This window comes from Paenibacillus popilliae ATCC 14706 (genome assembly GCF_000315235.1).
GTDB lineage: Bacteria > Bacillota > Bacilli > Paenibacillales > Paenibacillaceae > Paenibacillus_B > Paenibacillus_B popilliae.
In genome coordinates this window covers 69,320-83,057 of record NZ_BALG01000185.1, presented here as the reverse complement: position 1 = coordinate 83,057, position 13,738 = coordinate 69,320, and the positions used below count along the sequence as shown (strand labels likewise).

Here is a 13,738-nt window from a genome sequence, read left to right as displayed (position 1 = left end):
TCTTCGTTACATCTACCATTATCTCCTGCATCCCATCTGAAAAAACAAGGGGGGGGGGGATGTAAACCCGGAATCAATCGGCAAATCATTTAAATGTAGTTATCGGATTATGTATCAACACGCTTCGGGCCGGGGCTCGTCCAGCCTTCTGCCTGATCTCATCTCCATCGCATCAATGCAAGCTGGCAAAGTTCGCCCATCGTTAAAAAGCAACCCGGCTGCATGCCGCACTATCAGGCGGGATGAGCAACCAGGCTGCTAGAGGTTTTTGCTATTAACGGCGCAGTCCGAGCTTCTCGATCAATACGCTGTAACGTTTAACATCCTTCTTCTTCAAGTAAGCAAGAAGCTTACGACGTTGACCGACCATTTTCAACAATCCGCGGCGGGAATGATGGTCTTTCTTATGTGTCCGCAAGTGATCCGTCAAATTAACGATGTTCTCTGTAAGGATAGCGATCTGCACTTCCGGAGATCCAGTATCCGATTCGTGCTTCTTATGCATGTCAATGAGCTCTTGCTTGCGCTCTTGAGTCAATGCCATCCTATTCACCTCCCAATATGTTATCCATTCAACCGATAGCCTCGTTGCCGACGGTGAGATCGAACAACCAAGCTAACGCGATTGCCGCTTATTCGCGACAACATTATTAGTATATCACTATCAGATTTAAAAGTAAACGCAGATTCGCGAAGTTTTCATGGCAGCCGATGCTATCCCTGAAACATGCTCTCCAATGCAGGCGCGCCCTCAATGAAAGCCAGCCGCCGACGGGCTTCCTCGGCATCCGCCGTTATCTGAGCGACGAGCGCCGCAATACCGTCGAATTTCTGCTCAGCTCTCAGGAAATCCATGACGGCAACGGTCGCTTCCTCCCCATAAATGTCCCCATCGAAGCCAAACAGATGCACCTCGATCGAAGGTCTCGTCTCCCCACTCTTGAAGGTAGGCTTCAAGCCAATGTTCATCACGCCGTCATGCCACTTCCCGCCAACCTTCACCTTGACGGCATAGACGCCGTTTCTCGGAATGACATATGGTTCATTCAGGTCAATGTTCGCGGTCGGGAAGCCGATCGTGCGGCCGCGGGCATCCCCATGGATGACCTTCCCGCGCAGCAGATAAGGGCGAGCCAGCAATTGATTGGCTTTCGTGATTTCGCCTTCGGCAAGGCATTGGCGAATACGGGTGCTGCTTATCTTCGCATGATCATCGTTGTGGGCCGGCACAATATCGACGGAGAAGCAGCCCTCTCCCCATTCGGCCAGCAACTCGGCCGAGCCTTCCCCGCGATAGCCGAATCGGTTATCGAAGCCGACCACGGCATGCTTCACGCCTAGATTACACAGGGAGTCTGCGAACTTGCGGGCCTGAAGCTGGGCGAAGCTCAGATTGAAGTCTAAGATGTACAAGCGATCGATTCTGAGCTGGGCCAGAATCCGTTCCTTCTCCTTCAGCGGAGTTAAGCATCTTGCATACCGATCATTTCCAAGTACCGCCTTCGGATGAGGGTGGAAGGTCATCAGGGCGACAGGCAGGCCATGCTTCCGCCCATACGTAAGCCCACGCTCGATCACCTTCACATGACCGGCATGTATACCGTCGAAATGACCCATGATCACCACTTGCGGCTGTTGCCATACCCTCCAATCCGCATGTCCGTCTGTTGCATGTATCACTATCTTTTCCATTTGAAATCAGAACCCCTGCATTCGTATTTCCGGTTGCACACAACCGCCGTTCCCACCTTGGTAGTTGTTGCCACAAATCCGGTACAAGCATACATTGTCGGTATGTTATCTGTTTCACAAAACAGGGCAAGGGACAGCGCAAAAAGGGGTTCCCCTTCTTGCGCAGAACGATTAAGGCACGAAAACCTTGATCGGACGCAGCACCTGCTCCGTGTCTGGCTTATGATACAAGCCGAAGAAAGTTCCCTCTTCATCATACAACCGATAGATGCAATTCGTCAAAGGCGGAACGCTCAGCCCTCGTTCCGGTATGCCCTTGCCCTGAACCGCATGCGGCGCGAAGGCGGGAGCGACCCACAGCTCGGGAAAATGCGAGACGGCGCGATCCATCGGAACCAGCAGCTCATCAAGCGTTCCGGCCGCCATCCCTGCTTCAATCTGGGTGAAGGTGACGCTGTCCTCTTGTCCGAAGTTGGCGGAGCGGGTCCGGATCAATTTTGCCATTGTCGCCGGCACCCCTAGCTTGCGTCCGATGTCGACGCACAGGGTGCGTATGTACGTTCCTTTGGAGCATTGAACGCGGAACCGCACCTCCGGTTCCACGTCGCCAAGCCTCAATCCGATCAGCTTGATGTGATGGATCGTTACTTGTCTGGGCTTGCGCTCCACGGTCTTGCCTTCGCGCGCCAGCTCATAGAGCCGCTTGCCGTTCACTTTAACCGCGGAGTACATGGGAGGAACCTGTTCGATCGGCCCGATGAACGATAGCAGCGCTTCCGCGATCATCGCTTCGGTTACATGGGATGCATCGGCGCGTTCCACCACTTCGCCTGACATATCCTCCGTATCGGTCGACACGCCAAGCCGCAGTGTCGCTTCATATTCCTTCGGCATTTCCTGCAAATACTCAACCAGTCGGGTCGCTCTGCCGACGCATAACGGCAGGACCCCCACGACTTGAGGGTCGAGCGTGCCCGTATGCCCGATCCGCTTTTCCCGAATGAGTCGGCGGACTTTGGCCACGACATCGTGCGACGTCCAGCCAGCTGGCTTCCATACCGGAAGAACACCATGAAGCTCTGTCAACATTCTTGTTTCACCCGTTCCACTACTTGTCTTATGATATCCTCCAGCGGGCCGGATACTTTGCAGCCAGCCGCTCGGATATGACCTCCGCCTCCGAACGATTGCGCGATCGCAGCCACGTCGACCCGCTCCGAGGAGCGCAGGCTCACTTTAACGCTCCGATCATCGATTTGCTTGAACAGCAAGCCAACGTCAACCCCTTCGACATTGCGGGCATAGTTAACGAGACCTTCCAGGTCTTCATTGACCGCCCCCGTCTCCCGCATATCATCCGGCGTGACGAAGAGCCAGCCGATTCGCTGATCCGGCGTAAAAGCGAGCCGGGACAATCCGCGCTGAATCAGCTTCAACTGCGCCATCGACATCGTCTCCAGCAACCGTTCCGCGATGGCGTTCCCTTGCACCCCCAGCTTCAGCAGCTCGGAGGCCATGCTCATCACATGGGGAGTCGTATTGCTGTAGCGAAAGCCGCCCGTATCGGTCAACAGCCCGGTATAGAGCATCGTCCCGACCAACTCGTCCAGCTCGACGCCCGCTGCCAGCAGAAGATCATACAGAATCTCCGCCGTCGCTGCGGCATTGTCGCGAATCAGCGCCGCCTCGCCATATCGATCATTCGTTGGATGGTGATCGATATTCAAGATGCGGGCATCTGGCGCAATCCAGTTCGCTATCTTGCCGATCCGGGCATAATCGGCGCAATCTACGCATATGACCGTCGATGCTTTCTTTTCCGGCACTCCTTCTCCATCCTGGTAACTGTCGATCTGCTCGGCCATCGGCAAGTCAGCCAGCCGGCCCGGCACACCATTTTCGTTGACCAGCCGGTATGTTTTGTTCCATTTGTCCAACAGCCAGCCGATAACGAGTGTAGAGCTGATCGCATCTCCGTCCGGCTGCACATGCGACACGACGAGCACATCGTCACATGATCGCAGGAACGCGCATGCCCGCTCGATATCGTCTGCATAGCGGTCGGATAACATTTCTGCCATAGGCACCTCCGTGAAGACAGGCAAACCGAGCCAGAAGCTCGATTTGCCTGTTCAATCCTTCATTTGCATTTATGTCGTCTCGCGATCATCGCGAATATCGCCAAGCAGCTTTTCTATCCGGCTGCCATATTCAATGGAAGCATCTATCTTGAACGAAAGCTCCGGCGTATGGCGCAGACGGATTCGCTTGCCGATCTCGGAGCGGAGGAAGCCGCTGGCCTTTTCCAGTGCTTTGATCGTATCTTCCTTTTCTTCTTCCGTCCCCATCACGCTGAGATAGACTCTGGCCAGCGACAGATCATTCGTCACATCGACGCCTGTCACCGTGACAAACCCGATTCGAGGATCTTTTAATTCCAATTGGATGAGCTGGCTCAGCTCCTTCTTCATCTGTTCTCCAACCCGTCCGGATCGGAAGTTTGCCATGGGATACACCTCATTTCATTTGTTGGTTCAACCTATGCTGGCCAAGCCAGGCCGCACGATTATCGCTCAACGGCTTCCATGACGAACGCCTCGATAATGTCGCCTTCCTTGAGGTCATTGAACTTCTCCAGCATAATTCCGCATTCGTAGCCTTGCGCCACTTCCTTGGCATCGTCCTTGAAGCGCTTCAAGGAATCGATCTTGCCGTCAAACACGACGATGCCGTCGCGAATCAGGCGAACACCGGCAGAACGCGAAATCTTGCCCTGCGTCACCATACAGCCGGCGATCGTCCCAACCTTGCCGACCTTGAACGTATGGCGCACTTCCGCGTGTCCGATGACGACTTCCTTGTACTCCGGATCGAGCATCCCTTTCATCGCCTGTTCAATCTCTTCCACGATGGAATAGATGACGCGGTACAGGCGGATGTCCACCTTCTCTTGCTCGGCCGTCGCATTCGCTTGAGCGTCCGGACGCACGTTGAAGCCGACAACAATCGCGTTGGACGCCGTTGCGAGAATAATATCCGATTCGGTAATCGCCCCAGCGCCGGAATGAATGATCTTTACGCGCACGCCCTCGACATCGATCTTCTCGAGCGATCCACGCAAGGCTTCTACCGATCCCTGAACGTCCGCCTTAATGATGACGTTCAGTTCCTTCATCTCGCCTTCCTTAATATGCTTGAACAGATCGTCCAGGGTGACGCGGGAGTTCGCACCCCACTGGCTTTCCCGAAGCGTCGTCGCGCGCTTCTCAGCGATGGAGCGGGCTTTGCGCTCTTCCTCGAACGCCATGAACGGATCGCCCGCCTGCGGAACATCCGTCAGACCGGTAATTTCGACCGGCGTCGACGGCCCTGCCTCCTTGAGCCGGCGTCCCTTGTCATTGACCATCGCGCGCACACGCCCGAAGCAGGTGCCTGCGACGAACGCGTCACCGACGCGCAAGGTGCCGTGCTGCACGAGAATGCGGGCAACCGGGCCGCGTCCTTTGTCGAGCTCGGCTTCAATGACGGTGCCGCGGGCGCGTTTGTCCGGGTTCGCCTTGAATTCATTGAGCTCGGCGACGAGTAGAATCATTTCTAGCAGTTCTTCCAGACCCATGCGCTGCTTCGCAGATACGTTAACGAAGATCGTGTCTCCGCCCCACTCCTCCGGTACGAGCTCGTACTCTGTCAGTTCCTGCTTTACGCGATCTGGATTCGCCTCGGGCTTGTCAATTTTGTTGACAGCGACGATGATCGGACAGTTCGCCGCCTTCGCGTGGCTGATCGCCTCTACCGTCTGCGGCATGACTCCATCGTCCGCCGCGACGACGATAATCGTAATGTCCGTTACCTGCGCACCGCGCGCCCGCATCAGCGTGAACGCTTCGTGGCCCGGGGTATCCAGGAACGTAATCTTCTTCTGATTGAATTCAACTTGATATGCGCCGATATGCTGGGTAATGCCGCCCGCTTCGCCGCTTGTGACGTTCGTCTTGCGGATAGCGTCGAGCAGCGTCGTCTTCCCGTGATCGACGTGGCCCATTATCGTAACGACCGGCGGACGCTCTATCAGATCGGCCTCGTCTTCCCTTTCTTCCTCTGCTTCGAACGGATCCTCGACAGCCGGAAGCTTCAGATCGACTTCGACCTTGAACTCAGCGGCAATCAGCTGGATCGTATCCAGATCGACTTCTTGGTTGATCGTCGCCATGACCCCGAGGAACAACAGCTTCTTGATCACCTCGGAAGCATCCTTATGAAGCAGCTTCGCCAGTTCCCCCACCGTCATCGTACCGCGAACGATAATTTTCTTCGGTGTATTGTCGACTTTCTCACGGCGCTCCTGCTGCTGATTGTTGTTCTTGCCTTTGTTGCGGCCACGGCCTTGTCCGCCCCGGGAACCGCCGAACTTTTTATTGTCGTCGAAGCGGCGGTTGCCTGGCTTATTGTTGTTCCGATTGCCCTCCTTCTCGTTAGAACCCTCGGAGCGGCGCGGCGAGTTGGGACGGTTCGAAGCTGCCGCAGTGCCCGGCTTCCCTTGTCCTTGCCCTTGCCGTTGCCCTTGGCCGCCTTGTCCGCCGCCACGGTTCGAATGGTTAGCTGGTCCGCCCTGAGGCTTGCGTTGTGTGGAATTCTGTCCGCCCGGTCTGTTGTTGGTTTGGTTCGGTCTCGTATTCATTGTCGTTTGCTTCTCGCCCTGTCTTTGTTGATCTCGTTGACCGCCTCCGCCACGCTGGGCACTATGTTCGGAATTGCGTCCCGCTTGTCCGCGATTGCCTTCACGCTGCTGATCGCCACGCTGCGGTTGGCGCTGGCCGTCGCGCGAACCGCGCTGGCCTTGCGATCGGTCATTCGATTCTTTGTGCTGTTCCGGCTTTTTCGCCGCTTCGGTCTGCTTCATTCCCGCTTGATTCGTTCGCGCTTGCGGCTTCGAAGGTTGCCCTCCTTCTCGCTTGGCTTGCGCATTTGCTTTGACATCACGGAAAAACTGTTCAACCTTCTTCACGGCATCATTCTCCATTACGCTCATATGGTTGTTGACTGGAACATTCAAACGCTTTAGTATCGTAATAATTTCCTTACTGCTCATATTGAGCGATTTGGCATATTCGTAAACTCTCAATTTATCTTTATTGTCCTTCTCTTGTTTACTCAATATACTCCACCTCCGACATAGTTTTCAGTCCGTTCCGCATCATGGTCGCAAATCCACCGTCCAATACAGCCAGCACGACCCGCTCCGGCTTGCCGATGCTGCCTCCCAGCCTGTCTCTGTCAAATCCGATGGCCAACGGAATACCGTACGATTTGCACTTATCCCGAAACTTCTTCTTCGTGTTCTCGGATGCATCCCCCGCTACGATGACGAGCTGAGCCTGACTGCCGCGAATCGCCTTAAGGACAATCTCATCGCCCGTCACCAGCTTGCCCGCCCGTTGAGCAAGGCCGAGCTGGGACATCAGCTTACTCATTCTCGTCCACCTGTTCCTTCATCGCATTGAATTTATCTTCCACCTTGATGAAATCTTGCGCAAGCTGCTCATAGAGTTCAGGCAGCACCTGATGCTTCAATGCTCTGTCCAAAGCCCGCGATTTATGCGCCAGCTTGAAGCAGGACAGCTTCCCGCACAAGTAAGCACCACGGCCCGATTTCTTGCCGGTCAGATCAATGAGGACTTCGTCTTCCGGCGTCCGGACGACGCGAATCAGTTCTTTTTTCGGCATCATTTCTTGACAGGCGACGCATTTGCGCAGCGGAACCTTCCTTGTTCTCATGACTCATTCCCCCTTACGATCCGATCGAGCTTCCGGTGGAGGCTGCGACCGTAACATATGGTGATGGTCGCGCCTTCGGTGTTATTCTTCGAAGCTATCGAGGCTGTCTGTGTCTTCCGCTATGCCGCTCTCGGCTTGAACAGGCTCCTGCTCTGCCTGAGATTCGCTCTTGATATCAATCTTCCATCCGGTCAGCTTGGCGGCGAGGCGCGCATTCTGACCTTTGATACCGATAGCGAGCGACAATTGATAATCCGGCACGATAACCCGTGCCATCTTATCGGATTCGTATACGGTGACATCGACGACTTTGGAAGGGCTGAGCGCATTGGCGACATACTCCTTCACATCATCCGACCAGCGGACGATATCGATTTTCTCGCCGCGCAGCTCATTCACAATCGTCTGCACCCGCATGCCTCTAGGTCCGACGCAGGATCCTACCGGATCTACCTCTTCGTTGCGGGAATGAACAGCGATTTTGGAGCGCTGCCCCGCTTCGCGTGCGACCGACTTGATTTCGACGACCCCATCGAAAATTTCGGGCACTTCCAGTTCGAACAGCCGCTTCAGCAGACCCGGATGCGTCCGGGATAAGACGATCTGCGGCCCTTTTGTCGTATTTTCCACCTTCGTAATATAGGCCTTCGCCCGGTCCCCATGCTTGAACTTCTCATTCGGCATCAGCTCATTCAGCGGCAGAACCGCCTCCACCTTGCCCAGGTCGACGAAGACGTTGCGCATATCTTGACGCTGCACGATACCGGTCACGATATCTTCCGCCTTGTCGATGAACGCGTTATAGATAAGGCCGCGCTCCGCCTCGCGGATGCGCTGGGTCACGACCTGCTTCGCCGTCTGGGCCGCAATGCGCCCGAAATCGCGCGGCGTCACTTCGATCTCGCAAATGTCATCCATCTGGTAATTCGGGTTCATTTCGCGGGCAGCGTAAAGCGAGATTTCGAGACGAGGGTCGAGAACTTCGTCCACGACCGTCTTACGGGCGAATACTTTGATGACGCCCGTCGCGCGGTTCACGTCGACACGCACATTTTGTGCGGTGTTGAAATTGCGCTTATAGCTGGAAATTAGAGCCGCTTCAATCGCCTCAATCAATACATCCTTGCTAATTCCTTTTTCTCGTTCGATTTCGGTCAACGCCTCAATAAAATCCGTACTCATGATTGGTTAGCTCCCCCTTCCGACCGGTCACGGCCTGATTCCTATTCCGTTCAAAAAGGATGCGAGTTCAAGCCCTGAAAACCGGCCTTTTTGAACGCGTAGTGATTTAAAAGACAATCGCGAGTCGCGCGCTGGCTACTTTGTTATACGGGATGGCGCGATCTTTGCCCCTAACTTGAATCACCATCGTCTCGCCGTCGAATGACACCAGTTCTCCCTCGAACTCCTTCCCTCCGCCAATTGGTTCGTATGTAGTGATAAATACATGCTTGCCAACCGACTTGGCCACATCCTGCGGCTTTTTCAACGGACGTTCCGCCCCCGGAGACGATACCTCCAAGAAATAAGCATCCTCAATCGGATCGGTCTCATCCAGCTTCTGGCTTGCGTACTCGCTGATGCGCCCACAGTCCTCGATATCGATACCGCCTTCTTTGTCGACAAAAATGCGCAAAAACCAGCTGCTGCCTTCTTTGACATACTCGATGTCGACCAAATCGAAACCGTTTTCCTCCAAATACGGCGTGATCATGCTTTCGACTACCGATTTAATGTTCGGTGAACTCAAATTCAAGGACCTCCTGCTTCGTTGGAAATAGTTGCAGTATATTTCAGAATCCGTACGCAAACATGAAAGAGTGGGTTTCCCCACTCTTTGCGCAACAGATTTATCCACATGATTACCAAAAAAATTATATCATAGCCCGATACGGAATGGCAAGGGCAATCCCAACCTCTGCCTTCCGGGAATGTGCCCGCCGGCTCTCGAAGCACCCGGTCAGAACAGCGATAGCTGATTACTCTCCGGCAATCCGCGGAAGCAGCCCATCTGGCTCAGCAGCTCTACGATTGTTTTCGTCGCCTTGGAGCGGTTCTGGAAGTCCTCCACGGACAGGAATTCTCCCGCCTCGCGGGAAGCCGCGATATTGCGAGCCGCATTCTCCCCGATGCCCTGCACGGCAGAGAACGGAGGGATGAGCGCACCATCGTCCACTTGGAAGCGGGTGGCGTCGGACCGGTACAGATCGATCGGCTTGAACGTGAACCCGCGGGCGGTCATTTCGAGCGCCATCTCCAGGATCGACACCATGCTTTTCTCCTTCGTCGTCGCCTGGAATCCCTTCGCTTCGATCTCGCCGATCTTGCGGTTGATCGCATCATAGCCTTGGCAGCACAGCTCGATATCGAAGTCTTCGGCGCGCACCGTGAAGTACGTCGCGTAGTATTCAATCGGGTGGTAGAGCTTGAAATACGCGGTTCGCACCGCCGAGATAACGTACGCCGCAGCGTGGGCTTTCGGGAACATGTACTGGATCTTAAGGCAGGAATCAATGTACCATTGCGGCACGTTGCACCGCTTCATCTCTTCGATCCATTCCGGAGTCAATCCTTTCCCCTTCCGCACGCTCTCGGTTATTTTGAAGGCGAGGCCGGCATCCATTCCCGCCTTGTAGATTAAGTACAGCATAATCTCGTCCCGGCAGCCGATGACCGTCTTGATCGTGCAGACCCCGTTCTTGATAAGCTCCTGCGCATTGCCGAGCCATACGCCTGTCCCGTGGGACAAGCCCGAGATTTGCAGCAAATCCGCGAACGAGGAAGGTTGAGCTTCCACAAGCATCTGCCGGACGAAGCGCGTTCCCATCTCCGGAATCCCGTAGGTGGCGACCGGCGTGCGTATTTGCTCCGGCGTGACGCCCAGCGCGTCCGTCGAGTTGAACAAACTCATCACCTTCGGATCGTTCATCGGAATCGCCGTCGGATCTACGCCGGTCAGGTCCTGCAGCATGCGCATCATCGTCGGATCATCGTGTCCAAGAATATCGAGCTTGAGCAGATTGGCGTCGAAGGCGTGATAGTCAAAATGCGTTGTCTTCCATTCGGCTGACGTGTCGTCCGCCGGATATTGAACCGGCGTTATCTCCTCGACTTCCATGTAATCCGGGACGACAACGATCCCGCCAGGATGCTGGCCGGTGCTCCGCTTCACCCCAGTGCAGCCTGCCGCCAACCGGTTCAGTTCGGCGCCTCGCCATGATTTCCCGTGCGCTTCCTCATACTTTTTGGTGAAGCCGAACGCCGTCTTCTCCGCCACTGTTCCGATCGTCCCTGCGCGGAATACGCTCTTCTCTCCGAACATGATCTTCGTGAAGTTATGGGCATGCGGCTGATACTCCCCGGAGAAGTTCAAGTCGATATCGGGAACTTTGTCTCCCTTGAAGCCGAGGAACGTCTCGAACGGGATATCCTGGCCCTCGCCCTTCAGCATGCGCCCGCATTGCGGGCACCGCTTGTCCGGAAGGTCGAAGCCGCTCGGCACGCTTCCGTCCGTAATCCATTCGCTGTGCTTGCATTCGGGATTTTTGCATGTATAATGCGGCGGCAGCGGGTTGACCTCGGATATGCCGAGGAAGGTCGCGACGACCGATGAGCCGACAGAGCCCCGCGAACCGACAAGATAGCCGTCCTCATTCGATTTTTTGACGAGCCGCTCGGAGATCAGGTAGTTGGCGGAGAAGCCGTATTTGACAATCGGCTCCAACTCCTTTTCGAGCCGCTTGACTACGATATCCGGCAGAGGCTTGCCGTAGATTTCTTCCGCCGTCCGATAGCAGGTCGTCCGAATCTCTTCGTCTGCCCCTTCGATCATCGGAGTGAACAGTTTGTCCGGGAACAGAACCAATTCCTCGAACCGATTCGCGAGCTCGTTCGTATTGCGGACGACGACATCGTAGGCCGTCTCTTTGCCGAGGAACTCGAATTCCTGCAGCATTTCCGTCGTCGTGCGGAAATGGGCATCCGGCTTCCGCATATCTTTGAGCGGGCTAAAGCCCGTGATGCCGTGAATCGTAATGTCGCGGAACAGCTTGTCCCTAGGGCTGAGATAGTGCACGTTGCCCGTAGCGACTACCGGCTTATTCAGCTTCTCCCCAATCTGGACAATTTTGCGCAGTGCCTCCTCGATCTGTTGCTTCGAGGCGACAAGTCCTTTTTCAACTAAATGCATATACATCGTCAGCGGTTGAATCTCCAGCACGTCATAGAACTCCGCTACCCGCTCCGCCTCTTCGCTCGATTTGTTGAGCACCGTCTCGAAAAACTCGCCCTTTTCGCAGCCCGACATAAGCAGCAGCCCTTCCCGCATCTCCACCAGTTTGCTCTTCGGAATGCAGGCGACGCGATTGAAGTATTCGGTATGCGACAGCGTGACGAGCTTGTACAAATTTTTCTTGCCAATGCTGTTCAACGCGTAAATATTGCAGTGGAACGGCCGCGCGGTCTTCAGATTCTGGCCAACATAATCATTCAAGCGGTCGAGCATCTCAATGCCGTAGATCGCCAGGGCGTCCTTCATCAACCCGTTCAAAATGCCAAACAGCGCAATCGTGTCGTCAATGGCGCGGTGATGGTTTTCCAGCGACACCTTATATTTGTCCGCCAGCGTATTCAGACGGTGATTTTTCAGCTTCGGATGGATCAATCGGGCCAACTCCAGCGTATCGATGACCGGGTTGGTCAACTCGGGCATACCCAGCTTCTGTAGATTGTACTGAACGTACCCGACATCGAATCTCGCGTTATGCGCGACCAATATTGCATCGCCGACGAATTCCATGAACTCGCGCAGCACCTGATCAATATCCGGCGCATCCTTCACCATCTCATCCGTTATATTCGTCAACTGCTGAATAGGGTACGGAATCGGCTCATGCGGATTGACGAAGGTGGCATACCGTCCGATCTCCTTGCCGTCCTGTATTTTGACACCGGCGATCTCCGTCATTTTCGTATTCGTGACCGATAGACCCGTCGTCTCGATATCGAACACGACATAGGTCGCTTCCTTCAAGTTGCGGGGCTCAGCGTTCATGACCACTTCCAGATCGTCGTTGATGACGTTCGCTTCCAGGCCGTAGATCATTTTCAAGCCATGCTTCTTGGCCGCCTTGGCCGCTTCCGGATAGCACTGCACGTTGGCGTGATCCGTGACCGCAATCGCACGGTGACCCCATTTGGCCGCCTGTTTCATATAAGCGTCAATCGGCGCCACCGCATCCATCGTGCTCATCGTGGAATGGAGATGGAATTCGACTCGCTTCTCCTCTGCTGTATCCTGCCGCTGTGCAGGCGGCGTTACTTCGTTCAAGTCCGAAGGAATCATGACAAGCTCGGGCACGGTCATGAAGCGATCATACTCCACGCGTCCGCGCGCCTTCACCCATTTGCCATTGGCGATGAGGCGAAGCATGGCGAGATCTTCTTTCGTCTTCGCGAACATCTTCATCATAAGCGAATCACTGAAGTCCGTCACGTTGAAGGTGAACAGCGTACTGCCGTTCCGCAGCTCCTTCATGTCGAGTCCGAAGACGGTTCCCTGAATCGTGATCCGCTTCTCTTCGTCCTGAATATCCATAATCGGTGTCGCATCGTCCTTAATATCATAACCGACATGGAGACGTTCCGGCGCTGCTCCGGGAGCGGCCGCTTCGGCGGCCTCGCGCTCGGCTTCCACCATTATCTGCTGGACGACCTGCCGCTCTTCCTCAACGAGCTTGGCCTGAAACGCCTCATAAGCATCCGCATCAAAACTGCCACTCTGCATCATGAAGCGCAAGGAACGGGTAAAATACGTCTGGAAAAATTGAACGGCGTAGCTATCGATCTGCTTCTTCTTGGCGAGCTCCAAGGTCGTCGCGTCGGCCAGAGTCAGCTTGACCAGATCACCTTTCACATCGAACTTGGCGCGATGCAGCCAGCCGTTGACCGACGCGACTTCCCGCTTGACCCATTCGACGAACAGCCCCCAATAGGCATCCACGACCTCCGCGTTGCTCACATTTCCATCATAATGAAAAATAATTCGGATCTTGGCGATATGGGACAGCTTCTCCTGCACGCGTAGACAAAAGGTACGGTAAGCCTCCGCCGACGCTATCGACGCCTTGCCGATATGGATCGTCCATTCCTGATGGGAACGGCTGCACTCGACCCGCTCAATTCTGGCGTCATGATAGCTTCCTTCCGCCAGCTTCGCAGAAATGCCCGCCTGCTTCATTAACAACTCGAATCGCATTCTGTTATCCGACAT

Annotated in this window: 11 protein-coding genes; all 11 read right to left on the bottom strand. The window is 55.0% G+C overall.

Going from position 1 to position 13,738, the window contains the following annotated elements; genetic code table 11:
- Positions 1–274 precede the first annotated feature (274 nt).
- Positions 275–544, bottom strand: coding sequence for a 30S ribosomal protein S15 (gene rpsO, locus PPOP_RS12345; protein WP_006286784.1), 270 nt, complete (start codon positions 542–544; stop codon positions 275–277).
- Between the two features lie 170 nt (positions 545–714).
- On the bottom strand, positions 715–1,692 hold the full coding sequence (locus tag PPOP_RS12340) for a bifunctional riboflavin kinase/FAD synthetase (protein WP_006286783.1): 978 nt from the start codon (positions 1,690–1,692) through the stop codon (positions 715–717).
- Between the two features lie 171 nt (positions 1,693–1,863).
- Positions 1,864–2,781 (bottom strand): tRNA pseudouridine(55) synthase TruB, encoded by a 918-nt coding sequence (gene truB, locus PPOP_RS12335; RefSeq protein ID WP_006286781.1) that lies wholly within the window; start codon positions 2,779–2,781, stop codon positions 1,864–1,866.
- Positions 2,775–3,773 carry a DHH family phosphoesterase gene (locus PPOP_RS12330; protein ID WP_006286779.1) on the bottom strand — a complete coding sequence of 333 codons (999 nt, stop codon included), beginning with the start codon at positions 3,771–3,773 and terminating at the stop codon, positions 2,775–2,777. The genes truB and PPOP_RS12330 overlap by 7 nt, the downstream gene beginning before the upstream one ends.
- Before the next feature lie 69 nt (positions 3,774–3,842).
- Entirely contained in the window at positions 3,843–4,199 is a 357-nt protein-coding gene (gene rbfA, locus PPOP_RS12325; protein WP_006286777.1) for a 30S ribosome-binding factor RbfA, read from the bottom strand.
- A 59-nt stretch (positions 4,200–4,258) separates the two neighbouring features.
- Entirely contained in the window at positions 4,259–6,847 is a 2,589-nt protein-coding gene (gene infB, locus PPOP_RS12320; protein ID WP_042228678.1) for a translation initiation factor IF-2, read from the bottom strand.
- On the bottom strand, positions 6,840–7,163 hold the full coding sequence (locus PPOP_RS12315; RefSeq protein WP_006286772.1) for a L7Ae/L30e/S12e/Gadd45 family ribosomal protein: 324 nt from the start codon (positions 7,161–7,163) through the stop codon (positions 6,840–6,842). The genes infB and PPOP_RS12315 overlap by 8 nt, the downstream gene beginning before the upstream one ends.
- Complete coding sequence (gene rnpM, locus PPOP_RS12310) at positions 7,156–7,467, bottom strand: RNase P modulator RnpM (protein ID WP_006286770.1); 312 nt, start codon at positions 7,465–7,467, stop codon at positions 7,156–7,158. Before rnpM ends, PPOP_RS12315 begins: the two co-directional genes overlap by 8 nt.
- An 81-nt stretch (positions 7,468–7,548) precedes the next feature.
- Positions 7,549–8,649 carry a transcription termination factor NusA gene (gene nusA, locus PPOP_RS12305; protein ID WP_006286769.1) on the bottom strand — a complete coding sequence of 367 codons (1,101 nt, stop codon included), beginning with the start codon at positions 8,647–8,649 and terminating at the stop codon, positions 7,549–7,551.
- Positions 8,650–8,755: 106 nt separating this feature from the next.
- The gene (rimP, locus tag PPOP_RS12300) at positions 8,756–9,217 is read right to left on the bottom strand and encodes a ribosome maturation factor RimP (protein ID WP_006286768.1); all 462 of its coding nucleotides are present in this window, start codon (positions 9,215–9,217) and stop codon (positions 8,756–8,758) included.
- A gap of 210 nt (positions 9,218–9,427) precedes the next feature.
- Entirely contained in the window at positions 9,428–13,738 is a 4,311-nt protein-coding gene (locus PPOP_RS12295) for a PolC-type DNA polymerase III (protein ID WP_422730646.1), read from the bottom strand.

Bases quoted from the DNA above. Each gene is read 5' to 3' on its own strand.
- rpsO (WP_006286784.1), bottom strand. From the start codon at position 544: ATGGCATTGACTCAAGAGCGCAAGCAAGAGCTCATTGACATGCATAAG.
- PPOP_RS12340 (WP_006286783.1), bottom strand. From the start codon at position 1,692: ATGGAAAAGATAGTGATACATGCAACAGACGGACATGCGGATTGGAGG.
- truB (WP_006286781.1), bottom strand. From the start codon at position 2,781: ATGTTGACAGAGCTTCATGGTGTTCTTCCGGTATGGAAGCCAGCTGGC.
- PPOP_RS12330 (WP_006286779.1), bottom strand. From the start codon at position 3,773: ATGGCAGAAATGTTATCCGACCGCTATGCAGACGATATCGAGCGGGCA.
- rbfA (WP_006286777.1), bottom strand. From the start codon at position 4,199: ATGGCAAACTTCCGATCCGGACGGGTTGGAGAACAGATGAAGAAGGAG.
- PPOP_RS12315 (WP_006286772.1), bottom strand. From the start codon at position 7,163: ATGAGTAAGCTGATGTCCCAGCTCGGCCTTGCTCAACGGGCGGGCAAG.
- rnpM (WP_006286770.1), bottom strand. From the start codon at position 7,467: ATGAGAACAAGGAAGGTTCCGCTGCGCAAATGCGTCGCCTGTCAAGAA.
- nusA (WP_006286769.1), bottom strand. From the start codon at position 8,649: ATGAGTACGGATTTTATTGAGGCGTTGACCGAAATCGAACGAGAAAAA.
- PPOP_RS12295 (WP_422730646.1), bottom strand. From the start codon at position 13,738: ATGTCGGATAACAGAATGCGATTCGAGTTGTTAATGAAGCAGGCGGGC.